Source organism: Pseudomonas sp. NPDC098740, assembly GCF_044760065.1.
Classification (GTDB): domain Bacteria; phylum Pseudomonadota; class Gammaproteobacteria; order Pseudomonadales; family Pseudomonadaceae; genus Aquipseudomonas; species Aquipseudomonas rossensis.
Window position 1 is genome coordinate 43,617 of the sequence record NZ_JBIWAM010000003.1, and the last position, 22,667, is coordinate 66,283.

The 22,667-nt window shown below is 61.4% G+C and carries 21 protein-coding genes and 1 pseudogene; 18 read left to right on the plus strand and 4 right to left on the minus strand.

What is annotated here, in order from left to right:
- Positions 1-8 precede the first annotated feature (8 nt).
- The 17 genes from ACIQU2_RS04590 (at position 9) to ACIQU2_RS04670 (ending at position 16,641) form a co-directional block, all read left to right on the plus strand.
- On the plus strand, positions 9-263 hold the full coding sequence (locus tag ACIQU2_RS04590) for an acyl carrier protein (RefSeq protein ID WP_007992314.1): 255 nt from the start codon (positions 9-11) through the stop codon (positions 261-263).
- A complete protein-coding gene (locus ACIQU2_RS04595; protein WP_403138964.1) occupies positions 260-805 on the plus strand; it encodes a hypothetical protein in 546 nt (181 codons plus the stop codon). Before ACIQU2_RS04590 ends, ACIQU2_RS04595 begins: the two co-directional genes overlap by 4 nt.
- Positions 802-2,484: an AMP-binding protein gene (locus ACIQU2_RS04600; RefSeq protein WP_403138967.1), complete on the plus strand. Its 1,683-nt coding sequence runs from the start codon at positions 802-804 to the stop codon at positions 2,482-2,484. Before ACIQU2_RS04595 ends, ACIQU2_RS04600 begins: the two co-directional genes overlap by 4 nt.
- Before the next feature lie 131 nt (positions 2,485-2,615).
- Complete coding sequence (locus ACIQU2_RS04605) at positions 2,616-3,350, plus strand: glycosyltransferase family 2 protein (protein WP_347802227.1); 735 nt, start codon at positions 2,616-2,618, stop codon at positions 3,348-3,350.
- Complete coding sequence (locus tag ACIQU2_RS04610; protein ID WP_347802226.1) at positions 3,347-4,288, plus strand: glycosyl transferase; 942 nt, start codon at positions 3,347-3,349, stop codon at positions 4,286-4,288. The genes ACIQU2_RS04605 and ACIQU2_RS04610 overlap by 4 nt, the downstream gene beginning before the upstream one ends.
- Complete coding sequence (gene hutH, locus ACIQU2_RS04615; RefSeq protein ID WP_403138970.1) at positions 4,269-5,813, plus strand: histidine ammonia-lyase; 1,545 nt, start codon at positions 4,269-4,271, stop codon at positions 5,811-5,813. The genes ACIQU2_RS04610 and hutH overlap by 20 nt, the downstream gene beginning before the upstream one ends.
- A complete protein-coding gene (locus ACIQU2_RS04620) occupies positions 5,806-6,231 on the plus strand; it encodes a thioesterase family protein (RefSeq protein ID WP_033055401.1) in 426 nt (141 codons plus the stop codon). The genes hutH and ACIQU2_RS04620 overlap by 8 nt, the downstream gene beginning before the upstream one ends.
- A gap of 182 nt (positions 6,232-6,413) precedes the next feature.
- Positions 6,414-6,980: an outer membrane lipoprotein carrier protein LolA gene (locus tag ACIQU2_RS04625; RefSeq protein WP_347802232.1), complete on the plus strand. Its 567-nt coding sequence runs from the start codon at positions 6,414-6,416 to the stop codon at positions 6,978-6,980.
- Positions 6,964-9,309 carry an MMPL family transporter gene (locus ACIQU2_RS04630; protein ID WP_403138973.1) on the plus strand — a complete coding sequence of 782 codons (2,346 nt, stop codon included), beginning with the start codon at positions 6,964-6,966 and terminating at the stop codon, positions 9,307-9,309. Before ACIQU2_RS04625 ends, ACIQU2_RS04630 begins: the two co-directional genes overlap by 17 nt.
- The gene (locus tag ACIQU2_RS04635) at positions 9,306-10,466 is read left to right on the plus strand and encodes a sodium:proton antiporter (protein ID WP_403138975.1); all 1,161 of its coding nucleotides are present in this window, start codon (positions 9,306-9,308) and stop codon (positions 10,464-10,466) included. Before ACIQU2_RS04630 ends, ACIQU2_RS04635 begins: the two co-directional genes overlap by 4 nt.
- Positions 10,453-11,700: an NAD(P)/FAD-dependent oxidoreductase gene (locus ACIQU2_RS04640; protein ID WP_403138977.1), complete on the plus strand. Its 1,248-nt coding sequence runs from the start codon at positions 10,453-10,455 to the stop codon at positions 11,698-11,700. Before ACIQU2_RS04635 ends, ACIQU2_RS04640 begins: the two co-directional genes overlap by 14 nt.
- On the plus strand, positions 11,697-12,422 hold the full coding sequence (locus tag ACIQU2_RS04645; protein WP_403138979.1) for a class I SAM-dependent methyltransferase: 726 nt from the start codon (positions 11,697-11,699) through the stop codon (positions 12,420-12,422). Before ACIQU2_RS04640 ends, ACIQU2_RS04645 begins: the two co-directional genes overlap by 4 nt.
- Before the next feature lie 134 nt (positions 12,423-12,556).
- Positions 12,557-13,039: a hypothetical protein gene (locus tag ACIQU2_RS04650; RefSeq protein WP_403138982.1), complete on the plus strand. Its 483-nt coding sequence runs from the start codon at positions 12,557-12,559 to the stop codon at positions 13,037-13,039.
- On the plus strand, positions 13,036-14,232 hold the full coding sequence (locus tag ACIQU2_RS04655) for a beta-ketoacyl-[acyl-carrier-protein] synthase family protein (RefSeq protein WP_403138984.1): 1,197 nt from the start codon (positions 13,036-13,038) through the stop codon (positions 14,230-14,232). Before ACIQU2_RS04650 ends, ACIQU2_RS04655 begins: the two co-directional genes overlap by 4 nt.
- Positions 14,229-14,690 carry a hotdog family protein gene (locus ACIQU2_RS04660; protein WP_008149597.1) on the plus strand — a complete coding sequence of 154 codons (462 nt, stop codon included), beginning with the start codon at positions 14,229-14,231 and terminating at the stop codon, positions 14,688-14,690. The genes ACIQU2_RS04655 and ACIQU2_RS04660 overlap by 4 nt, the downstream gene beginning before the upstream one ends.
- The gene (gene fabG, locus ACIQU2_RS04665; protein ID WP_149631043.1) at positions 14,687-15,415 is read left to right on the plus strand and encodes a 3-oxoacyl-ACP reductase FabG; all 729 of its coding nucleotides are present in this window, start codon (positions 14,687-14,689) and stop codon (positions 15,413-15,415) included. Before ACIQU2_RS04660 ends, fabG begins: the two co-directional genes overlap by 4 nt.
- Positions 15,415-16,641, plus strand: coding sequence for a beta-ketoacyl-ACP synthase (locus ACIQU2_RS04670; protein ID WP_403138987.1), 1,227 nt, complete (start codon positions 15,415-15,417; stop codon positions 16,639-16,641). The genes fabG and ACIQU2_RS04670 overlap by 1 nt, the downstream gene beginning before the upstream one ends.
- 35 nt (positions 16,642-16,676) lie before the next feature.
- Here the strand turns inward: ACIQU2_RS04670 and ACIQU2_RS04675 are convergent.
- Positions 16,677-16,943 (minus strand): annotated as a pseudogene (locus ACIQU2_RS04675) (DUF6124 family protein).
- Between the two features lie 511 nt (positions 16,944-17,454).
- A complete protein-coding gene (locus tag ACIQU2_RS04680; protein ID WP_201183980.1) occupies positions 17,455-18,357 on the minus strand; it encodes a LysR family transcriptional regulator in 903 nt (300 codons plus the stop codon).
- Positions 18,358-18,475: 118 nt separating this feature from the next.
- On the opposite strand from ACIQU2_RS04680, the gene ACIQU2_RS04685 reads away from it, so the two are divergent.
- The gene (locus tag ACIQU2_RS04685; RefSeq protein WP_403138989.1) at positions 18,476-19,750 is read left to right on the plus strand and encodes an MFS transporter; all 1,275 of its coding nucleotides are present in this window, start codon (positions 18,476-18,478) and stop codon (positions 19,748-19,750) included.
- Between the two features lie 141 nt (positions 19,751-19,891).
- Here the strand turns inward: ACIQU2_RS04685 and hemE are convergent, their stop codons facing one another.
- Both hemE and ACIQU2_RS04695 read right to left on the minus strand, forming a co-directional pair.
- On the minus strand, positions 19,892-20,959 hold the full coding sequence (gene hemE, locus ACIQU2_RS04690; protein WP_347802214.1) for a uroporphyrinogen decarboxylase: 1,068 nt from the start codon (positions 20,957-20,959) through the stop codon (positions 19,892-19,894).
- Between the two features lie 261 nt (positions 20,960-21,220).
- Positions 21,221-22,639 carry an FAD-dependent oxidoreductase gene (locus tag ACIQU2_RS04695; RefSeq protein ID WP_008149580.1) on the minus strand — a complete coding sequence of 473 codons (1,419 nt, stop codon included), beginning with the start codon at positions 22,637-22,639 and terminating at the stop codon, positions 21,221-21,223.
- Between the last annotated feature and the right edge of the window lie 28 nt (positions 22,640-22,667).

Below are 22,667 nucleotides of genomic sequence, written 5' to 3' on the forward strand. Positions count from 1 at the left end.
ACCGGACCATGCAAACTCGTGACGACATCTTCAACACCCTGCGCGATGCTCTGGTCGAACTCTTCGAGCTGGACCCCGAGCGCGTGAGCCTCGAATCCAACCTGTATCAGGATCTGGAAATCGACAGCATTGACGCGGTCGACCTGATCGATCACATCAAACGCCAGACCGGCAAGAAAATCGCTGCCGAAGAGTTCAAATCGGTGCGCACCGTCAGCGACGTGGTCGAGGCGGTCTACCGTCTGGTTCAGCCGGCCGCATGAGCCGACTGATCGGCCTCGGCCTGCTGCTGGCGGGCCTGCTGTACCCCTTTGCGGTGTATTTCGGCATGGAACATTTCGCGCCGTGGCAGTTTGGTCTGCTGCTGGGCAGCCTGTGGCTGGCCCGGGCACTGCTCGGTACGCGCAAGCCCGGCAGTTTGTGGATGGCAGTCACCGCGATTGCTTTTTGCCTGTTGCTGGCGTTGTTCGACAGCCCGCTGCTGCTGCGCTGGTACCCGGTGCTCATTAGCGCGTTCATGCTCGGGCTGTTTGGCCTGAGCTTGATCGTTGGCCCGCCGATCATCGAACGCCTGGCGCGTTTGCGCGAACCGCAACTGCCGGCCAAGGCGATTGTTTATACCCGCCAGGTGACGATCGTCTGGTGCGTGTTTTTCCTCTGTAACGGTTTGCTCGCCGCCGCCCTGACCCTCTGGGCGCCGCTAAGTTGGTGGATGTTGTACACCGGCCTGATTTCCTACGGATTGATGGGCCTGCTGTTTGCCATTGAATGGCTTATACGACAACGGGTACGAGGCCACCCATGAATTGGATAAAACTTGAGCACCTGTTGCTCAAGGCGCAACCGGAACGTGCCGTGACGGCCGAACCGGCACTGAATCACGCACAGCTTTGCGAACAGGCGTTAAGCCTCGCCGCGGGCCTGCAAGCCCTGGGTGTGCGGCGTATTGCCGTGCACCTTGAGGACGCGGCTGACCTGGCGATTGCCCTGCTCGGTGCCTGGCGCGCCGGGGTCAGCGTGCTGCTGCCCGCAGACCTGCAAGCCCAGACTCGCCAGCGCTGGTCGACCGAAGTCGATCTATGGCTGACCGATCAAGCCGATGACGTACACCTTAGCGATTACCGACATCCGCCGTTGATGGCGGCCGCACTGGATCTGGATCGCTGTTCGCTGAGCCTGTGCACGTCCGGCTCCAGTGGCGAACCCAAGCGCATCGACAAAACCCTGCGCCAACTGGCCAATGAAGTCGAAGCGCTGGAGCGGCTCTGGGGTGCCGATCTTGGCGCGGCTTGCATCATCGGCAGCGTCGCCACTCAACATATCTACGGATTGTTGTTTCGAGTGCTGTGGCCGCTGTGCGCCGGGCGCTCGTTTGTGCGCAAGCAACTGGCATTCCCTGAAGACCTGCAGCGCGCCAGCCGCGAACACCCGGTGTTCGCCTGGGTCGCCAGCCCGGCGCTGCTCAAGCGCATGGGCGACAACCTCGACTGGCCCGCGTTAAGTGCAGTTCGCCGAGTATTTTCCTCCGGCGGCGCCCTGCCGGCCGAGGCCGCACAAAGCCTTCAGCAACGCCTGCAGCAATGGCCGACAGAAATCCTCGGCAGCTCGGAAACCGGCGGCATCGCCTGGCGTCAGGGCCACGCACTCTGGCAACCCTTCGCTGACATCGAGTTGAGCCAGGACAGCGACGGCGCCCTGCTCATTGCTTCGCCGTACTTGCCTCCCGGGCATATCGAACACACCGCGGATGCCGCGCGAATCGCTGCCGACGGCCGATTCGAACTGCTCGGACGGCTGGACCGGATCGTCAAACTGGAAGAAAAACGTATCTCGCTACCGATGCTCGAACAGGCACTCATAGCCCACGACTGGGTCGCCGAAGCGCGTCTTGGCGTGGTTCAGGAAAACCGCGCTTCGTTGGGTGCGCTGCTGGTGCTGACCGAGTCAGGCCTGCATGCCTTGCGCAATCAGGGTCGACGCACCCTCACGCAAGAACTGCGTCAGCATCTGAGCCAGCATTGCGAAGCCCTGGCCCTGCCACGACGCTGGCGCCTGCTGCGGCAACTGCCGCTGAACGCCCAGGGCAAACTGCCCCAGGCCACCGTTGAAGCCCTGCTGCTGGCGCCGCGCCCAAAGGCACCGGAAGTGCTGGAGCAGGTCGAAGTCGATGGCGAGTGGAGCCTGCAACTGGCGGTACCACCCGACCTCGCCTACTTCAGCGGCCACTTCCCTCAGGCGCCGGTATTGCCCGGCGTGGTGCAAGTGGAGTGGGCGTTAATGCTGGGCCAGCAACTGATGGACCTGCCGGCAAAATTCGCTGGCATGGAAGTGCTGAAATTCCAGCAACTGGTACGCCCCGGCGATGAAATCCAACTGCACCTGCGCTTCGATACGACGCGCAGCAAGTTGTATTTCACCTATCGCAACGAGACCGCGACCTGCTCCAGTGGGCGGATCTTGCTGGAGGCCTCAAGCGATGCATAACTTTGGTGAGTGCTGCGCACTCAATCGCGAGCAAGCTCGCTCCCACAGGGGATTCGTGGTTAACAGAGATCCAATGTGGGAGCGAGCTTGCTCGCGATGCAGGCACCTCGGTCCTTCAGGTGAACACCAACATGCATAACCCCTGCGCAATCATCCCGGTCTACAACCACGAAACCGCCATCACCACGGTGGTTGATGCGGTACTCGCCAGCAGCCTGCCATGCATTCTCGTGGACGACGCCAGTAGCCCGGCCTGTGCAAAGATCCTCGATCAACTGGCCCAGCGCGACAAAGTGTTCCTGATCCGACTCGGCGCCAACCAGGGCAAGGGTGGCGCGGTCATGACTGGCATGCGCGAAGCCTCGCGCCTGGGCTTCAGCCATGCCTTGCAGGTGGACGCCGACGGTCAGCACGATCTGCAAGACGTCCAGACCTTCATCGAACTGTCACGCGCCCATCCCGAGGCGGTGATCTGCGGCTATCCGCAATACGACGCCAGCGTGCCGAAAGGTCGCTTGTACGCCCGCTACCTGACTCACGTCATGGTCTGGATCAACACCCTGTCGTTGCAGATTCGCGATTCCATGTGCGGCTTCCGTGTCTATCCGTTACCACCGACCCTGGCGCTGATCGATTCGGCGAAGATCGGCAAGCGCATGGACTTCGACTCGGACATTCTCGTACGACTGGCCTGGCGCAATCTCCCCATGCAATGGCTGCAAACCAAAGTCCATTACCCGCTGGATGGCGTCTCGCATTTCCGCCTGTTCCACGACAACGTGCTGATTACGAGCATGCACACCCGACTGTTCTTCGGCATGTTGCTACGGGCGCCAGTGATCCTCTGGCGACGGTGGCGAGCATGAGTGCAGACAAGGAACACTGGGCTGACCGTCAGGAGCGCGGCAGTTTCTGGCTGATGAAGCTCACTGCGTTCGGCGCCAAGGTACTCGGCCGTCGGCTGTTGAGCCCGCTGCTGTACGGCATCGTTCTGTACTTTTTCCTGTTCGGGCGCAGCGCCCGTCGCAGCGCCTGGCAATACCAGCAGAGGCTCGCCGACTGGAGTGGTCGCAACGAATTGCGCCCGACCCATTGGCGGGTGTTCGGCCAGTTCATGGCCTTCGCCGATTCCATGCTCGACAAGCTCGACGTATGGAACGGCAAGTTGAGCATCGAGCAGATTGAAATCATCGACCCGGCATTGCTGCGCAATCAATTGCGCGGCAGCCGAGGGCAGATGCTGGTGGGCGCGCATTTGGGCAATCTCGAGGTCTGCCGTGCGCTGGCCGAGATCGGCGAAAAAGTCACGATGAACGTGCTGGTGCACACCAAGCATGCCGAGCAATTCAACCGTTTGCTCGGCGAAGCCGGCGCGACCAATCTGCGGCTGATTCAGGTCAGCGAGCTCGACCCGCTGATCATGCTGCAACTCCATGAACGCCTTGAGCGCGGCGAATGGCTGGCGATTGCCGGCGACCGCGTGCCGCTGCATGGCGGACGCAGCGTGACGGTGGACTTCCTCGGTCATCAGGCCGCATTCCCTCAGGGCCCATGGTTGCTGGCCGGTCTGCTGAAATGCCCGATCAACCTGATGCTGTGCCTGAAGAAGCCGACGGGTGACTATCGACTGACCCTCGAACCGTTCGCCGAGGCCGTGGTGTGGAAACGCAGCGACCGCGAGCAGGTCATTCATCAGTGGGCCTCCCGCTATGCCGAACGCTTGGGTCACTATTGCCTTGAAGCGCCCCAACAATGGTTCAACTTTTACCCTTTCTGGAAGACCGATGACGACGCCAACGCTTGAGCCGGTAACCTTCGGCGAACTCCCTTTGCGCATCGAAGACGTGCTGGCCCTGGCCAACCGTCAGGTGCCGACGCAGTTGCAAGGCGACCCTGCGTACCGCGAGCGTATCGCCAAGGGTGCGCGATTCCTGGACTCCCTGCTGGACAAGGAAGGCGTGATCTACGGCGTGACCACCGGTTACGGCGATTCTTGCGTGGTCGCGGTGCCGCTGCATCACGTCGAGGCGTTGCCCCGTCATCTGTACACCTTCCACGGCTGCGGGTTGGGCAAACTGCTTGATGCACAGGCCACTCGCGCGGTACTGGCGGCGCGTTTGCAGTCACTGTGCCTCGGCGTGTCCGGGGTGCGCGTGGAGCTGCTGGAACGCCTGCAAGCCTTCCTCGAACACGACATTCTGCCGCTGATTCCGGAAGAAGGTTCGGTGGGCGCCAGCGGTGATCTGACGCCGTTGTCCTATGTCGCCGCGACGTTGTCCGGTGAACGCGAAGTGATGTTCCGTGGCGAACGCCGACAAGCGGCCGACGTGCACCGCGAACTGGGTTGGGAGCCGCTGGTACTGCGTCCGAAAGAAGCGTTGGCGCTGATGAACGGCACCGCCGTCATGACCGGCCTCGCCTGCCTGGCCTATGCCCGCGCCGATTACCTGCTGCAACTGGCCACGCGCATCACCGCGTTGAACGTGGTCGCCCTGCAAGGCAACCCCGAGCACTTCGACGAGCGCCTGTTCGCCACCAAACCGCATCCGGGGCAGATGCAAGTCGCCGCGTGGTTGCGCAAGGATCTGGCGATCGACGCGCCGACCGCGCCGCTGCATCGCCTGCAAGACCGTTATTCCCTGCGTTGTGCACCCCACGTCCTCGGCGTATTGGCCGACAGCCTGAACTGGCTGCGCTCGTTCATCGAGATCGAGCTCAACAGCGCCAACGACAACCCGATTATCGACGCCGAAGCCGAGCGCGTGTTGCACGGCGGGCACTTCTACGGCGGCCACATTGCGTTCGCCATGGACAGCCTGAAAAACCTGGTGGCCAACGTCGCCGACCTGCTCGATCGTCAACTCGCCTTGCTGGTGGACGAGCGTTACAACCACGGCTTGCCGAGCAACCTGTCCGGCGCCACCGCTGACCGGGCGATGCTCAATCACGGCTTCAAAGCCGTGCAGATCGGCACCAGTGCCTGGACCGCCGAAGCGCTGAAAAACACCATGCCGGCCAGCGTCTTCTCGCGCTCCACCGAATGCCACAACCAGGACAAAGTGAGCATGGGCACCATCGCTGCCCGCGATGCGATCCGTGTGCTGGAACTGACCGAACAGGTCGCCGCCGCCACCCTGCTGGCCGCCAACCAAGGCGTCTGGCTGCGCAGCAAGGCCGAGGATGCACGTCCATTGCCACCGGCCCTGGCCGCCATGCACGAGGAGTTGGCCAAGGACTTCCCGCCGGTCATCGAAGACCGCGCGCTGGAAGGCGAACTGCGCCTGTGCCTGAAGCGTATTGCCGAGCAACACTGGAGGCTGCATGCGTAGCAAGGGAGTGCTTCACACCGATACGGAAATCCTCGTGCCGTTCTTTGATGTCGACACCATGAACGTTGTCTGGCACGGCCATTACATCAAATACCTGGAAGTCGCCCGCTGCGCGCTGCTGGACAAGATCGGCCACAACTACACGGCCATGGTCGAGTCGGGTTACGCGTGGCCGGTGATCGATCTGCAATTGCGCTATGTGCGCGGCGCGGTGTTCGGCCAAAAGCTCAACGTGCGCGCCAATCTGGTGGAATGGGAGAACCGTCTGAAGATCAGTTACCTGATCAGCGATCTGGAAACCGGCGAACGCTTGACCCGCGCCAGTTCCGTGCAGGTCGCCGTCGACATGAGCAGCCGCGAAATGCAGTTGGCCTCACCCAAGGTCTTCACCGACGCTGTTGAAAGGATGCTCGCATGAACCTGCTGAAAACCGTCTGTAGCAGCTGGCGAAGCCTGCGTCGGCTGGTCCGCGCTCGGGCGCAGCAGTCGCCCTGCATTTCTCCTGATGCACCGCATGTTCAGGTTTTACGACGGCTTCGCCGCCGAACGCAGCCTCGCGGGCTCGGCAGCTGCTACGGGTTCGTGGCGGGGCTGGTATTGATGCAGGGGTTCTCTTCGCTGGCGCAGGCTTTTGATTTGCAGCAGTTGAGCGATCAATTGGCCAAGCCAGACGTGATCCACGGCAATTTCATCCAGGAAAAACACCTACGTGCCCTGCCTCAGCCGCTGACCAGCAAGGGCACTTTCGTCCTCGCTAAAAACCACGGTTTGCTCTGGCTGCTGAAAACCCCGCTGCAACAGGATTACCGCATCAGCGCCAAAGGCATTGCCCGGCGTGACGCCAACGGTTGGCAAATGCTGCCGAGCAAGAGTGCCGGCGCCGAGCAGAACCGTTTGTTCCTTGCGGTACTGCAAGGCGACAGCAGCGGACTGCAACGGGATTTCGAGCTTTCACTGAGCGGCGATGCACAGAACTGGAAGCTGACGCTGAGTCCGCGCTCCCTGCTGCTCAAGCAAGTGTTCACTCAGATCAACATTACCGGCGGCGAACTGGTGCACAGCATCGAGCTGCTCGAAACCCAGGGTGACAGCACCCTCTTGCGCATGCAGGACAGCACCAGCGCCCAACCGTTGAGCGATGCGGAGCAACATGACTTTGCCGAGTGAACGGAGTCTTCCACGGCTGTTTCTGATCCTGCTGCTGGCGGTGCTCGCGCTCGCCGGTTGGCAATGGCGTGACGGCGCACCACTGTCGGCCAACCTGATGGAACTGGTGCCAGGCACGGCGCCGGACGCTCTGGAACTGCGCGCCGAACAACGCATGCAAGAACCGCTGAACCGCGAAATGCTGGTGCTGGTCGGCCACACCGATCGCCAGCAAGCCGTCGCGATGGCGCAGAAACTGGGTGAACAGTGGCAGGCCAGCGGTTTGTTCGAAAAGGTCCAGTGGAACCTGCAAGCCGACTTGCCGGCGCTGCGCACGCAATTGCTCAACGGCCGACTGGCAATGCTCTCAGCGGCTGACCGACAGCAACTGATCGAGCATCCCGACGCCTTTATCCAGCAGCGAGTACAAGCACTGTTCGACCCCTTCACCGGTTTCAGTCTGGTGCCGAGCCAGGATGACTGGCTGGGCCTGACCGGACGCATCCAGAACAGCCAGCCGCAGCACGGTTCGGTGCAACTGGACATCGGCAGCGGTGCGCTGGTCGCCGATGCCGACGCCGACGGCAAGAGTTGGGTGCTGCTGCGCTCGCGCACCACGGGCAACGCCTTCGACATGAACTTGCCGCTGCAAGTGGCCGACCTGCTCCAGCACAGCCGTGAACAAGCCGCCCAGGCAAACGTTCAATTGCTTGCCGCCAGCGGCTTGCTCTATGCGGCCAGTGGGCAAAAGCAAGCCACCCGGGAAATGACCTGGGTCGGTGGCGGCGCCACGGCGGGCATTCTATTGCTGTTGCTGCTGGCCTTCCGGCGCTGGCGGGTCTTGCTGGCCTTCGTCCCGGTGCTGGTCGGCATGCTCTTCGGCGCGGTGGCCTGTGTGGCGTTGTTCGGCCATATGCACGTGATGACGTTGGTGCTCGGCTCGAGCCTGATCGGCGTGGCGGTCGATTACCCGCTGCACTATCTGTCCAAGAGCTGGAGCCTGAAACCCTGGCACAGTTGGCCGGCCCTGCGCCTGACGTTGCCGGGCCTGACGCTGAGCCTGATCACCAGTTGCATCGGTTACCTGGCCCTGGCCTGGACACCGTTCCCGGCGCTGACCCAGATCGCCGTGTTCTCTGCCGCCGGTCTGCTCGGCGCTTATTTGTCCGCGGTGTGCCTGCTGCCGGCACTGCTCAAGGGCACAGACCTGCGTCCAGCGCAGTGGCCGCTGCGGGTGTCCGAGTATTTGCTGGGGCGCCGTGAAGCGCTGCTCAAGCTCGCGAGCACGCCGGTGCTGCTGGCGCTGCTGATTGCCTTTTGTGTGGGCGGTCTGTTGCAGCTCGACACCAAAAACGACATTCGCCAGTGGGTCGGTGCACCGCAGCAACTGACTGACGAAGCACAAACCATTGCACGCATCACCGGCTATCAACCCACCAGCCAGTTCTTCCTGGTGCGCGCGGCCAATCAGCAGCAACTGCTGGAACGCCAAACCGCGCTGAGCGAGCGGCTGGATCAGTTGGTCAACCTGGAAAAACTCCAGGGTTATCTGTCGCTCAATCAATTGGTCAGCCAACCCACCGAACAGCGGCAAGTGCGTGAAGCGCTGAACAAGTTGCCGCAGTTCTGGCAACCGCTACTCGATGTCGGCGTGCCGGTGGAGGCGCTGCAAGCAGAGCTCACGAAATTGCAGGCTCTGCCCACCGAAGACATCGACGCGGCGCTGGTCGGTCCGTTGGCCGAGCCCTATCGCGCGCTGTGGCTGGGCCCGACCGATGACGGCGTAGCGGCGATGGTCAGTCTGCAAGGCTTGAACAACCCTTCCTTGTTGCGCGTCCAGGCGCTGGATTTACCGGGCGTGGAACTGGTGGATCGCCTTGGTGAGTTGAACAAGGTGTTTGCCGACACCCAGATCAGTGCCGCAGAGTTGAAACTCGCTTCCTGTGTGCTGATCGTGCTGGTGCTGATCCTGCCGTTCGGCTTCGGCGGCGCGCTGCGGATCGTCGCCCTGCCGCTGCTGGCCGCCCTGTGCAGCCTGGCCAGTCTCGGCTGGCTGGGGCAACCGCTGACGCTGTTCAGTCTGTTCGGCCTGCTGCTGGTGACGGCCATCAGCGTCGATTACGCGATCCTCATGCGTGAACAGGTCGGCGGCGCTGCCGTGAGCCTGCTGGGCACCTTGCTGGCGGCGCTGACCACCTGGCTGTCGTTCGGTTTGCTGGCGGTGTCCAGCACGCCGGCGGTGAGCAATTTCGGTCTGTCGGTGAGCCTGGGCCTGGCGTTCAGCTTCATTCTTGCGCCGTGGGCCGGACGCCAGGTTCACGCCGCCCCGGTCACGGAGTCAGCCACATGATGATCGCCGTGTTCTGGGTCATGGCCCTGGCGCTGTTCGCCGTGGCCACCCGTGTCGGTCGTCACTTCGGCGTGATCCCGATTGTCAGCCAGTTGCTGCTGGCCACCTTCGGTCTGCCGCTGCTGATGTACTTCTGGATCGAACCCCAGTGGCAATTGAGCGGCGCCGCGCTGGTCGCGCCGGTCTGGCTGAAAAACGTCTACAGCCTGAGCTTTGCCTTGTTGCTGGGGCACATTCTCAGTGACGTGATTGACCTGCGACTCGACCGCCAGAGCCTGAAAATCGCCCTGCCGAGTTTCTCCATTCCGTTTGCCTGCGGCCTCGCGACAGCGGTCTGGCTGTTACCGCCGCAACCCTGGATCAGTTCACTGGCGGTCGGCCTGCTGTTCGCCATCACGGCGATTCCGGTGTTGTATTTGTACCTGCGGCACATCAAATACCCGCCTGCCGCTACCCGGCGACTGGTGCAGACCGCGATCCTCATCGACCTCACCTGCTGGACCCTGTTCGCCATCGCCCAGGGCAGCCTGCACCTGAGCAGCCTCCTGCTGCCGCTGGCCGGCGCCTGCCTGCCGTTGCTGCTGCGTCTGCTCCGATTGCGCCAACCGTTGCTGCACAGCGGTTGCTTCTTCGCACTGCTGGTGGTGGCGGAACACTTCAAGCTCAATGCGCTGATTTTCGGCATCGGTTACCTGCTGTGGATGGCCGCGCTCAAAGTGCCGCTGGTGCTGCCGTTGCCGGTGATCTGGATGAGTCACTTGCAGACGTATATCGCGATCCCGCTGATCCTCACGTTCGGCATCGTGCAAATCAACGTCCACGCGGCCATGGCCAGCCTCGATTGGGTGCAACTGACGGCACTGCTGCTGTTCCCGATTGCCAGTAAACTGCTGGGCAACTGGCTGGGCCTCGGTTGGGCCGGCGCCTCGTTCGAAGGCGCCAGTCGCTGGCGGGAAAGCGTCTTGCTGAATATTCGCGGCTTGAGCGAGATCGTCTTTCTCAACCTGCTGCTGCAACAACAACTCATCAGCCCGGCGCTGTACTTCGCGCTGATGGTGATGGGCCTGATTGCGACATTGCTGCCGGCACTCGCCGGCATGCACCGACCCCCTCTGAACATCGCCGTCCCGGCAAGGAGCCCCCGTGCCAACAGTTGAAATGGAACATCGCCAGGTCGTGGTTATCGGTGCAGGTCCATCGGGCGCCATCGCCGCCGCGCTGCTCAAGCGCAAGGGTCATGACGTATTGATGATCGAACGCCAGCATTTCCCAAGGTTTTCCATCGGTGAAAGCCTGTTGTCCCACTGCCTGGATTTTGTCGAAGAAGCCGGCATGCTCGAAGCGGTGAACGCCGCCGGATTCCAGTTGAAAAACGGTGCGGCATTCGCTTGGGGCGAGCACTACAGCGCCTTTGATTTCGGCGAGACTTTCAGCAACGGCAAGCCGACCACCTTCCAGGTCCAGCGTGCCGATTTCGACAAGCTGCTGGCTGATCAAGCCGCGCTGCAAGGCGTGGAGGTTCGCTACGGCGAAGCCATTGTCAGCGTCGATTTCACCCTGCCGAAACCGCAGCTCGATGTGCTTCGCGAAGACGGCAGCCAGTACCGCGTCGAAGCCGATTTCGTGCTGGATGCCAGCGGCTACGGCCGTGTGTTGCCGCGCTTGCTCGACCTTGAAGCACCGTCGGATTTCCCGGTGCGCCAGGCCGTGTTCACCCACGTCGAAGACCACATCGACAACCCGACCTTCGAGCGGGAAAAAATCCTCATCACCACCCATCCGATCCACCGGGATATCTGGTTCTGGACCATCCCGTTCAGCAACGGCCGTTGCTCGGTGGGCGTGGTCGCGGCAGCCGAACACTTCGACGGTCGCATGGAAAATCTGGACGAGTGCCTGCGTGGGTTTATCGCTGAAACCCCAAGCCTGGCCGGTGTGCTGAACAACGCCGTGTGGGATACGCCTGCTCGAACCATCGGCGGCTACTCGGCCAACGTCAAAACCCTCCACGGGCCAGGCTTTGCCCTGCTCGGCAACGCGGCGGAATTTCTCGACCCGGTGTTTTCCTCTGGCGTGACCATCGCCATGCGCTCGGCGAGCATGGCCGCCGGGGTTCTGCATCGCCAACTGCAAGGCGAAAATATCGATTGGCAGACTGAGTTCGCCATCCCGCTCAAGCGCGGCGTCGACACGTTCCGTTGCTACGTCGAAGGCTGGTACGCCGGGACGTTCCAGGATGTGATTTACCATGAGGGCGGCTCGCCCGATATTCGCCGCATGATCAGCTCGATCCTCGCCGGTTATGCCTGGGATGAGCGCAATCCGTTCGTCGCCGAACCCAAGCGCCGGCTGCGGATGCTCTCGGAGCTCTGTGCAAGGGATGCCACATGAGCTACTTGAGCGACACCTACGTCGAAGAGACCCGCTTCGGTTTCTGGTTTCTGCGCAGCCACACCTGGCAGCACCATGTACTGCGAGTGGCAATCACCGATTTGCGCAGCCTGTTCAGCGAAACACCGCCGAGCAACCCGGTATTGCTGGATGCCGGTTGCGGTCAGGGCAAGTCGTTTCAGTACTTGCGCCAGACCTTTGCCCCCCAGCGCCTGATCGGTCTGGACGCCGACCCTTACAGCCTGAAGCTGGCCGGCGAAGAGGCCGTCCGTCAGGGCATGGCGGTGGAGTTGACCGGCAGCGACTGCGCGAGCATCAACGTCCCGGATGCCAGCGTCGATTTGCTGTTCTGTCACCAGACCTTCCATCATCTGGTGCAGCAGGAACAGGCACTGGCCGAGTTCTACCGCGTGCTCAAGCCCGGTGGCTATCTGCTGTTCGCCGAATCCACCGAGGCTTACATTGATACCTGGGTGATCCGCTGGTTGTTCCGCCATCCGATGCACGTGCAGAAGAGCGCCGCCGGGTATCTGGACATGATTCGCCAGCAGGGTTTCGAATTCGGCCCGAAAAACGTGTCTTATCCGTACTTGTGGTGGAGCCGTGCAAAGGATTTCGGCCTGCTTGAACGCTTGGGTCTGCGCCGGCCAAAGCCCTTCGGCCAACGGGAAGAAACCCTGGTCAATGTGGTCGCGCGCAAACCTCTTGAAGGTGCTGTTTGATGTTCATTGTCAGCTGCTCAAACTGCGGCCCCTGTGGGAGCGAGCTTGCTCGCGATAGCGGTGGGTCAGTCAACATAGTTATCGAATGCATTGCCGCCATCGCGAGCAAGCTCGCTCCCACAGGGTGTGCGGTGGTGCTGCGTTTTCTGCTGTTGGGTTGCGTCCTGTTGCTGAGCGCCTGTGCCAGCCGGGCGCCGCTGCCCGAGCTAACCCCGAACCTGTCGTTGCCGCTGCAATTGCACATCCAGCGTCTGGTGGCCGACCAACGGCAGGACTGGGTGCTGGTGATCCAGCGTGAAGGCCCTGGCATTCGCTGGTCGATGATGGACTTGCTGGGCATTCCACAGGCACGCCAGAAACTGGTCGATGGCGAGTGGCAGGCTGACGGTCTGCTGCCGCCCAATCCGGAAGCGCGAGAGCTGTTCGCCGCGCTGCTGTTTGCGCTGACCCCCAAAGATGAACTGTCGGGCAACTATCCCGCCGCGTGGCAGCATGGCTCGCAACGGTCCTTGCCAGCGCACTGGGAAGTCCGCTACTCACAACCCATGAGCTTTGAATTGAACCTGCCCAAAGGCCCGAAATATCAAGTCACGCCACTCAGCGGGGACACGCCATGACGGCTTACCTGAATGCCCTTGGGGTGATCTGCGCCCTGGGCCGTGACAAGCACGAAGTCACCCGCAACCTGTTTGCCGGTGACTGTTCGGGCATGCGCAATGAGGCTGGCTGGGTGGCGGAACGGTCGTTGCCCGTGGCCGCGGTTCAAGGCGAACTGGCGCCGGTCCCGACTGAGCTTGCGCCGCAAGACACCCGTAATAATCAATTGCTGCTGGAAGCCGCGCTGCAAATTCGCGAAGACATCGACCAGGCGATCCAGACCTACGGCCGCGACCGCATCGGTATCGTTCTGGGCACCAGCACCTCGGGCATCGACGAAGCCAGTCGCGGCCTGGCCCATTACATCCGCGAGCATCAGTTCCCGGCCGATTACGACTATCAGCAACAGGAACTCGGCGCTCCGGCGAACTTCCTCGCCGACTGGCTGCAACTGAGCGGCCCGGCCTATGTGATCTCCACGGCCTGCACTTCCAGCGCCCGGGCGCTGATGAGTGCTCAGCGCCTGCTGGACCTGGGCGTGTGCGACGCGGTGCTGTGTGGCGGTGTCGACAGCTTGTGCAAGTTGACCCTCAATGGGTTCTCGGCGCTGGAAGCGGTGTCCGGGCAACGCTGCAACCCGTTTTCGGTGAACCGTAACGGCATCAACATAGGCGAAGCGGCGGTGCTGTTTTTGATGAGCAAAAGTGTCGGCGACAGTCAGCCGATTGCCCTGCTCGGCAGTGGCGCCAGCTCCGATGCACATCACATTTCCGCACCGGAACCGACCGGCCGTGGCGCCCTGCAAGCGATGCGCAAAGCCTTGAACCGAGCACAACTGCAACCGCAACAGATCGATTACCTGAACTTGCACGGCACCGCCACCCAACACAACGACGCCATGGAAAGCCTGGCGGTGGCGACGTTGTTCCCGGCGGGTGTGCCGTGTTCGTCGACCAAACCCATGACCGGCCACACCCTCGGGGCGGCCGGCGCGCTGGAAGCGGCGTTCTGCTGGTTGAGCCTGAGTGCAGGCAACCGCGACCACGCCCTGCCGCCCCACGTCTGGGACGGCCAACCGGACCCCCAATTGCCAGCCCTGAATTGGGTGACCCCGGCCGATCGCCTGACGTCCATTGCACCTCGCTATCTGATGAGCAATTCCTTTGCCTTCGGTGGTAACAACGTCAGCCTGATTATCGGAGACGCCCCATGATTGACTGGCCGATCGCCGAGCTGCTGCCGCACGCTGGCGACATGATCTTCATCGAGCAGATCCTGTCGTTCGATGACGAGCAGATTTACACCCGCCTCACGGTCAAACCCGACGGCCTGTTCAACCGCCCGGATGGCAGCCTGCCGGCCTGGGTCGGCATTGAACTGATGGCCCAGAGCGTCGCCGCCTACGCCGGTTGCCATGCCCGTCAGCGTGGCGATGCGGTGGAGCTGGGGTTTCTGCTTGGCACCCGCAAATTCGAATGCAACGTCGAGCACTTCCCCGCCGGCACGGAGCTGACCATCCACGGAATCCGCTCGCTGGAAGACGACAACGGCATGGGCGTGTTCGAATGCCACATCACCGCCCCCGGCATTCACGCCACCGCTCGTCTGAACGTGTTCCGTCCGCCTCAGGCCGCTCAATACCTTCATGAAACCCAAGGAACCCAGCCATGACTGAATCCGTACTGATCACCGGTTCCAGCCGTGGCATCGGCCGCGCTATCGCTTTGCGTCTGGCCCAGGCCGGGCATGACATCGTGCTGCATTGCCGCAGTGGCCTGGCGGACGCTGAAGCCGTGAAGGCCGAAATCGAAGCCTTGGGGCGCAACGTGCGCATTCTGCAATTCGATGTGTCCGATCGCGCCAACTGCAAAGCCATTCTCGAAGCCGACGTGGAAACCCACGGCGCCTATTACGGCGTGGTGCTGAACGCCGGCCTGACGCGCGACGGTGCTTTTCCGGCCCTGAGCGAGGATGATTGGGACGTGGTAATGCGCACCAACCTCGACGGTTTCTACAACGTGCTGCACCCGGTGATGATGCCGATGATTCGTCGTCGCGCCGCCGGACGGATTGTTTGCATCACCTCGGTTTCCGGGTTGATCGGCAACCGTGGCCAGGTCAACTACAGCGCCTCCAAGGCCGGGCTGATCGGCGCGGCGAAGGCGTTGGCGATCGAGTTGGGCAAGCGCAAAATTACCGTTAACTGTGTCGCACCCGGCTTGATCGACACCGCGATGCTCGATGAAAACGTGCCGGTGGAAGAACTGATGAAAATGATCCCCGCACAACGCATGGGCACCCCGGAAGAGGTGGCCAGCGCAGTGAATTTCCTGATGTCGGCGGAAGCGTCGTACATCACCCGGCAGGTTCTGGCCGTCAACGGAGGCCTGTGCTGATGAAGCGCGTCGTCGTCACCGGCATGGCCGGCATCACCTCACTGGGCAGCGATTGGAACACCATCGCCGCTAACTTCGCGGCCAATCGCAGCGGTATCCGCCGGATGGACGAGTGGGATCGCTTCACCGAACTCAACACACGCCTGGCGGGGCCGATCGACGACTTCAAAGTGCCGAGCCACTGGACCCGCAAGCAATTGCGCAGCATGGGCCGGGTCTCGCGCCTGGCGGTCGGCGCGGCAGAACAGGCATTGGCCGATGCCGGGCTGTTGGGTGACGAATCGATCAAGGACGGGCGCATGGGCGTTTCCTGCGGCTCATCCACCGGCAGCACCGACGAGATCAAGGCGTTCGGCAACATGCTGCTCAACTCGGTGGCCGAGGGCCTGAACGCCAACTCCTATGTGCGCATGATGCCGCACACCACGGCCGCGAATATCAGTATCTTCTTCGGCCTCACCGGCCGGCTGATCCCGACCTCCAGTGCTTGCACCAGCGGCAGTCAGGGCATCGGTTATGCCTACGAGTCGGTCAAGTTTGGTCGTCTGCCATTGATGCTCGCCGGCGGTGCCGAAGAGCTGTGCCCCACCGAAGCGATGGTCTTCGATGCGCTCTACGCCACCAGCCTGAAAAACGATGCGCCGCAGACTTCCCCACGCCCCTACGACAGCGGCCGCGATGGCCTGGTGATCGGTGAAGGCAGCGGCATGCTGGTGCTCGAAGAACTCGAACACGCCTTGGCTCGCGGCGCGCACATCCACGCCGAACTCGTCGGTTTCGGCAGCAACGCCGACGGCCAGCACGCCACCCGCCCAGAGCAGGTCACCATGCGTCGAGCCATGGAACTTGCGCTGGAAGACGCCGGGTTACAGCCTTCTGACATCGGCTACGTGAATGGTCACGGCACGGCCACTGAACAGGGCGACATTGCCGAAACACTGGCAACGAGCGCGTTGTTCGGCGAGCACATGCCGATCAGCTCGCAGAAGAGTTTCCTCGGTCACACCCTTGGAGCCTGCGGTGCGCTGGAGTCCTGGTTCAGCATCGAAATGATGAACCGCGACCTGTACGTCCACACCCTCAACCTCGACGACGTCGACCCGCACTGCGGCAAACTCGATTACCTGCGCGGCGAGTTCCGAAAGATGAGTAATCAGTATGTGATGAACAACAACTTTGCATTTGGCGGGGTTAATACGTCGCTGATTTTTCGGCGTTGGTCGTAAAACACATCAAGATCTTTTGATTTTCAAGGTATTCACTAGGCCAGGTCGAGGTTATCCAACACTCGGTTTACTGCCAGTTCCCCCAACATGATCGACTGCTGAATCCCCAGCAGTGTGTTGCTTTGCGATCCTTCCAGATACCTCGCGAAATCGCTCGCCATGACGTTGGCTTATGCCAGGGATTCACAGGCGTATTCCAGTAGGGTGTGGTTGTCGATATCGGGGGAGATGAGAAAAATTTTGCTTGGTTGGCGTGGAGCGTCCGGATCGGTGTCCGGTGAGTTCGGTTTATTTCTACGCATCATTCGGGTCCTCGAGATAAGAGCTACCACCACATCTCTACTAATAAGATGAGGTGGTAGCTGTGCGCAGGTTAGTAGACCGGGGACCCGTGAGACCGGCGCGCTCGAGAGCGCCCTACGCACAGCCACCATAAAGTGCAGGGATGGGGATACCTGACTATCTGATGCGCTATACGCCACGGGTAACCACGGGCTACTAAACCCCGATCACTGACAATCAGTGATGCGAACGAAGTTACCGATGGCCCCCAAAGCGCACAAGCCGGCGGATTCTGGATTAGTTGTAGGCAATGCCGCAAGGCGCTGTAGCCTTGCTAAGGTATTTCGGAAATGTCCCACGCTCATCAGCGAAGCGTCCGTTTTGGCGTAGGCAACTGCACCTTTTTTGGTGGATTTGCGGACGCTTTCGCGGGCAAGCCCGCTCCCACAAAGTCCGGCAGTGTGTCAAAACGGGTGTTCACACCGCTGAACCCTGTGGGAGCGGGCTTGCCCGCGATTGACTGCGAAGCAGTCACGCCTTCAACGGCTCAACCTTACGCGTCAACAACTCCACAAACGCCTTGGCCATCGGCGACTTCTGATCCTTGCGCTGCACCAGCCACACCGCCGACACCGCTTCAGGATCGAGCAGAGGCCGATAGACCACACCATCGATGCGCATCCGCTGGTAAGACGCCGGCAGCACGGATACACCCAGCCCCGCCGCCACCAACCCGATGATCGTCATCGCCTCGCCCGCCTCCTGCGCAAAGTGCGGACTAAAACCGGCATCCCGCGCCAGGCTGAGCAATTGTGCGTACAGACCACTGCCATAACTGCGTGGGAAAAATACGAAGGGCTCGAGGGCCAGGGCCGACAGAAACAAGCCTTCTTCACTATCGGTCACTAAAGGATGCTTGGAGCTGAGCACCGCCACCAGCGGCTCACGCATCAGCTCCACCACGCTGAGCGAGTCCGGTAACCCAAGCGGTCGCATGATCCCTACTTCAATCGACTCATCCACCAGCGCATCCGCTACCTGAGTGCTGCTCATCTCCCGTAGGTTCAGGTGCACTGCCGGAAATCGCTGGCGAAACGAAAAAATCGCCTGAGGGATGGTCGAGTTGAATGGCGCCGATGAGGTGAAGCCAATCTTCAGTTCGCCCAACTCACCCAGCTGCGCCCGCCGTGCAACATCCGCCGCCTTGTCGACCTGCGCCAGCACCAGCCGCGCCTCTTCCAGAAACAGCCGGCCGGCTTCACTGAGCTCGACCCGACGATTGGTGCGCTCGAACAACCGCGCGCCCACCTCCTGCTCCAGCGCCTGAATCTGCTGACTCAGCGGCGGTTGTGAGATGCCCAGCACCTGGGCGGCGCGGCCGAAGTGCAGTTCTTCGGCAACAGCAATGAAGTAGCGCAGGTGACGCAATTCCATGAAAACTCCATTAGGTCGTTAAACCTATCAAACAGGTCGAACAATATATTGGATTGAATCATTAGGCAGCTATATGCTTTTTTCATTGCCTGACCGGCTGCGTCCTTTGAGGTCCGAAGTGAAAACTGCTGTCGCTCCACTTGCCCATGAAGTTTCGCCCGCAGCGGTGGACGATGTTGTCGCCGAACTAAAGGAGATCTACATCGAAAAAGGCACGCCGATGTTCATGCGCACGGTGTTGGCGCTGTTCTCCGGCGGCTTCGCGACCTTCGCTCTGCTCTATTGCGTGCAGCCGATGATGCCGCTGCTGTCCCATGAGTACTCCATCAACGCCGCCCAGAGCAGCCTGATCCTGTCGGTCGCCACCGGCATGCTCGCCATTGGTCTGCTGATCACCGGCCCGATCTCCGACCGTGTCGGACGTAAACCGGTGATGGTCGCCGCGCTGTTCGCCGCCGCGCTCTGCACAATCGCCAGCTCAATGATGCCGAGCTGGCACGGCGTGTTGGTGATGCGGGCGCTGATAGGGTTGTCGTTGAGCGGTCTGGCAGCAGTTGCCATGACTTACCTGAGCGAAGAGATCCACCCGCAACACATCGGCCTGGCCATGGGTTTGTACATCGGCGGCAACGCGATTGGCGGGATGTGCGGACGCTTGATCACCGGCGTGTTGATCGACTTCGTCAGCTGGCACACGGCGATGTTGGTGATCGGAGGTCTGGCGCTGATCGCGGCGGCGGTGTTCTGGAAAATCCTCCCCGAGTCGCGCAACTTCCGCGCCCGCTCATTGCACCCGCGCAGCTTGATTGACGGCTTCACCATGCACTTTCGCGATGCCGGCCTGCCGCTATTGTTCCTCGAAGCTTTTGTGCTGATGGGTGCGTTCGTCACTCTCTTCAACTACATCGGTTATCGCCTGCTGGCCGAGCCGTACCACATGGATCAGGCCTTCGTCGGGCTGCTCTCGGTGGTGTATCTGTCGGGCATCTACAGCTCAGCGAAAATCGGTGCCCTGGCCGACCAACTCGGCCGCCGCAAAGTGCTGTGGGCAACCATCGTGCTGATGATCGCCGGCCTCGCCCTGACCCTGCTCACGCCGCTGCCGGTGGTGATCATCGGCATGTTGATCTTTACCTTCGGCTTCTTCGGCGCCCATTCGGTGGCCAGCAGCTGGATCGGCCGCCGGGCGATCAAAGCCAAGGGGCAAGCGTCGTCGCTGTACTTGTTCAGCTACTACGCAGGGTCGAGCATCGCCGGGACGGCGGGCGGGGTGTTCTGGCACATGGGTGGGTGGAACGGGATAGGGCTATTCATTGGCGGGTTGCTGGTGATTGCGCTGCTGGTGGCGTTGAAACTGGCGAAGTTACCGCCATTGGAGAATGTGAAAGCTTAGGTTCGGTCACCACAAACAACTGTGGGAGCGAGCTTGCTCGCGATGAGGGCTTCACATTCAACATCTCTGTTGACTGATACACCGCTATCGCGAGCAAGCTCGCTCCCACAGAAAAGCCGGGCGTTTTTTATCGGGCGACGATCACTCGTGATACTGCGCCGACAGTTCATGCACCGCGCGCAAGAAGGCGCCGGCGTGTTCCGGGTCGACTTCAGGCGTGATGCCATGGCCGAGGTTGAACACGTGGCCGCTGCCCTTGCCGTAGCTGGCGAGGATGCGGCCGACTTCGGTGCGAATGGCTTCTGGTTTCGCGTACAGCACAGTCGGGTCCATGTTGCCTTGCAGCGCGACTTTGTCGCCGACGCGATCACGGGCGTTGCCGATGTCGCAGGTCCAGTCCAGGCCCAATGCATCGGCGCCAGCGTCGGCGATGCTTTCGAGCCACAGGCCGCCATTCTTGGTGAACAGAATGACCGGCACCTTGCGGCCTTCGTGTTCACGGATCAGGCCGCTGACGATTTTGCGCATGTAGGCCAGGGAGAATTCCTGATATGCCGCCGCCGAAAGGCTACCGCCCCAACTATCGAAGATCTGCACCGCTTGCGCCCCGGCCATGATCTGGCCGTTGAGGTAGCTGGTGACCGTCTGCGCGAGCTTGTCCAGCAGCAGGTGCAAGGCTTGCGGGTTGTCGTAGAGCATGGTTTTGGTCTTGCGGTAGTCTTTCGACGAGCCGCCTTCGACCATGTAGGTGGCCAGGGTCCATGGGCTGCCGGCGAAGCCGATCAGCGGCACGCGGCCGTTCAGTTCGCGGCGGATGGTGCTGACCGCGTCCATGACGTAGCCGAGGTCTTTGTGCGGATCAGGAATCGGCAGCGCTTCGATGTCAGCCAGGGTGCTGATGACTTTCTTGAAGCGCGGACCTTCACCGGTTTCGAAGTACAGGCCCTGGCCCATGGCATCGGGGATGGTCAGGATGTCGGAGAACAGGATCGCCGCGTCCAGTTGTGGGTAGCGGTCGAGCGGCTGCATCGTGACTTCGCAAGCGAACTCCGGGTTCATGCACAGGCTCATGAAGTCGCCGGCCTTGGCACGGCTGGCGCGGTATTCCGGCAGGTAGCGACCGGCCTGACGCATCATCCAGACAGGCGTGACGTCTACGGGTTGCTTGAGCAGGGCGCGAAGGAAACGGTCGTTCTTCAGGGCAGTCATGTCGGCATCCGGAAAAAAAGTGCGGGCATTTTCTCAGAGCGCGAAGCAAAAGGCACGGCAAGAGCCGTGCCTTTTGTCTATCGGGTCAATTTGTCGCGGGGGAACACAGTCTTCGCAACACCACAAAACCAATGTGGGAGCGCCGGTCGACGCTCGATTGCCTGCGATGCGGGCACCTCGGTGTGTCAGATAGACCGAGGTGATGCTATCGCAGGCAAGCCAGCTCCCACAGGTATTGCATTCCAATCTATTGGAAGGTGATCAGACGCCCAGGTAATCCAGGATCCCTTCGGCGGCATTGCGGCCTTCGAAGATCGCCGTCACCACCAGGTCAGAACCGCGAACCATGTCGCCACCGGCGAAGATTTTCGGGTTGCTGGTCTGGTGCTTGTACTGACCTTGTTCCGGGGCCACAACGCGGCCCTGGCTATCGGTCTGGATGCTGTGCTGTTCGAACCACGACGCCGGGCTCGGACGGAAACCGAACGCGATGACCACGGCATCAGCCGGGATGATCTCTTCGGAACCCGGAATCGGCTCGGGGCTGCGACGGCCGCGGGCGTCCGGTTCGCCGAGACGGGTCTCGACCACCTTCACACCTTCGACGCGGTCTTCGCCGACGATCGCGATTGGCTGGCGGTTGTAGAGGAACTTCACCCCTTCTTCCTTGGCGTTCTTCACCTCTTTGCGCGAGCCCGGCATGTTCGCTTCGTCACGACGATAAGCACAGGTCACCGACTTGGCGCCTTGGCGAATCGAGGTACGGTTGCAGTCCATCGCCGTGTCGCCGCCACCCAGCACCACAACCTTTTTGCCTTTCATGTCGACGAAATCTTCCGGCGACTTTTCAAAGCCCAGGTTGCGATTGACGTTGGCGATCAGGAAGTCCAGCGCGTCATGCACGCCCGGCAAATCTTCACCGGCAAAGCCGCCCTTCATGTAGGTGTAGGTGCCCATGCCCATGAACACGGCATCGTACTCTTCGAGCAGTTGCTCGACGGTCACGTCCTTGCCCACTTCGGTGTTCAGACGGAACTCGATGCCCATGCCGGTGAAGACTTCGCGACGATTGCTCAGCACGGTTTTTTCCAGCTTGAACTCGGGGATGCCGAAGGTCAGCAGACCGCCGATTTCCGGGTTCTTGTCGAACACCACCGGGGTCACTCCACCGCGTACCAGCACGTCGGCACAACCCAAACCTGCCGGGCCTGCGCCGATCACGGCAACACGCTTGCCGGTCGGTATGACCTTGGACATGTCCGGGCGCCAGCCCATGGCGAACGCGGTGTCGGTGATGTACTTCTCGACCGAACCGATGGTCACCGCGCCGAAGCCGTCATTGAGGGTGCAGGCACCCTCGCACAGACGATCCTGCGGGCATACCCGGCCACAGACTTCCGGTAGGGTGTTGGTCTGGTGCGACAGCTCGGCAGCCTGGAGGATGTTGCCCTCGGCCACCAGCTTCAGCCAGTTCGGAATGAAGTTGTGCACCGGGCACTTCCATTCGCAATACGGGTTACCGCAACCCAGGCAGCGGTGAGCCTGATCGGCCGAATGCTGGGGTTTGAACGGTTCGTAGATCTCCACGAACTCTTTCTTGCGTTGACGCAACAGTTTCTTCTTCGGATCCTTGCGCCCGACATCGATGAACTGGAAGTCGTTATTCAGACGTTCAGCCATTGTTAAAACCTCATCAAACTCTTCAGGC

What these genes read in the sequence shown, in the direction of transcription:
- ACIQU2_RS04610 (WP_347802226.1), top strand. Translation starts at nt 3,347, where the DNA reads ATGAGTGCAGACAAGGAACACTGGGCTGACCGTCAGGAGCGCGGCAGT.
- ACIQU2_RS04605 (WP_347802227.1), top strand. Translation starts at nt 2,616, where the DNA reads ATGCATAACCCCTGCGCAATCATCCCGGTCTACAACCACGAAACCGCC.
- ACIQU2_RS04670 (WP_403138987.1), top strand. Translation starts at nt 15,415, where the DNA reads ATGAAGCGCGTCGTCGTCACCGGCATGGCCGGCATCACCTCACTGGGC.
- ACIQU2_RS04660 (WP_008149597.1), top strand. Translation starts at nt 14,229, where the DNA reads ATGATTGACTGGCCGATCGCCGAGCTGCTGCCGCACGCTGGCGACATG.
- ACIQU2_RS04625 (WP_347802232.1), top strand. Translation starts at nt 6,414, where the DNA reads ATGCAGGGGTTCTCTTCGCTGGCGCAGGCTTTTGATTTGCAGCAGTTG.
- ACIQU2_RS04620 (WP_033055401.1), top strand. Translation starts at nt 5,806, where the DNA reads ATGCGTAGCAAGGGAGTGCTTCACACCGATACGGAAATCCTCGTGCCG.
- fabG (WP_149631043.1), top strand. Translation starts at nt 14,687, where the DNA reads ATGACTGAATCCGTACTGATCACCGGTTCCAGCCGTGGCATCGGCCGC.
- hemE (WP_347802214.1), bottom strand. Translation starts at nt 20,959, where the DNA reads ATGACTGCCCTGAAGAACGACCGTTTCCTTCGCGCCCTGCTCAAGCAA.
- ACIQU2_RS04695 (WP_008149580.1), bottom strand. Translation starts at nt 22,639, where the DNA reads ATGGCTGAACGTCTGAATAACGACTTCCAGTTCATCGATGTCGGGCGC.
- ACIQU2_RS04645 (WP_403138979.1), top strand. Translation starts at nt 11,697, where the DNA reads ATGAGCTACTTGAGCGACACCTACGTCGAAGAGACCCGCTTCGGTTTC.
- ACIQU2_RS04590 (WP_007992314.1), top strand. Translation starts at nt 9, where the DNA reads ATGCAAACTCGTGACGACATCTTCAACACCCTGCGCGATGCTCTGGTC.
- ACIQU2_RS04630 (WP_403138973.1), top strand. Translation starts at nt 6,964, where the DNA reads ATGACTTTGCCGAGTGAACGGAGTCTTCCACGGCTGTTTCTGATCCTG.
- hutH (WP_403138970.1), top strand. Translation starts at nt 4,269, where the DNA reads ATGACGACGCCAACGCTTGAGCCGGTAACCTTCGGCGAACTCCCTTTG.
- ACIQU2_RS04600 (WP_403138967.1), top strand. Translation starts at nt 802, where the DNA reads ATGAATTGGATAAAACTTGAGCACCTGTTGCTCAAGGCGCAACCGGAA.
- ACIQU2_RS04595 (WP_403138964.1), top strand. Translation starts at nt 260, where the DNA reads ATGAGCCGACTGATCGGCCTCGGCCTGCTGCTGGCGGGCCTGCTGTAC.
- ACIQU2_RS04655 (WP_403138984.1), top strand. Translation starts at nt 13,036, where the DNA reads ATGACGGCTTACCTGAATGCCCTTGGGGTGATCTGCGCCCTGGGCCGT.
- ACIQU2_RS04635 (WP_403138975.1), top strand. Translation starts at nt 9,306, where the DNA reads ATGATGATCGCCGTGTTCTGGGTCATGGCCCTGGCGCTGTTCGCCGTG.
- ACIQU2_RS04680 (WP_201183980.1), bottom strand. Translation starts at nt 18,357, where the DNA reads ATGGAATTGCGTCACCTGCGCTACTTCATTGCTGTTGCCGAAGAACTG.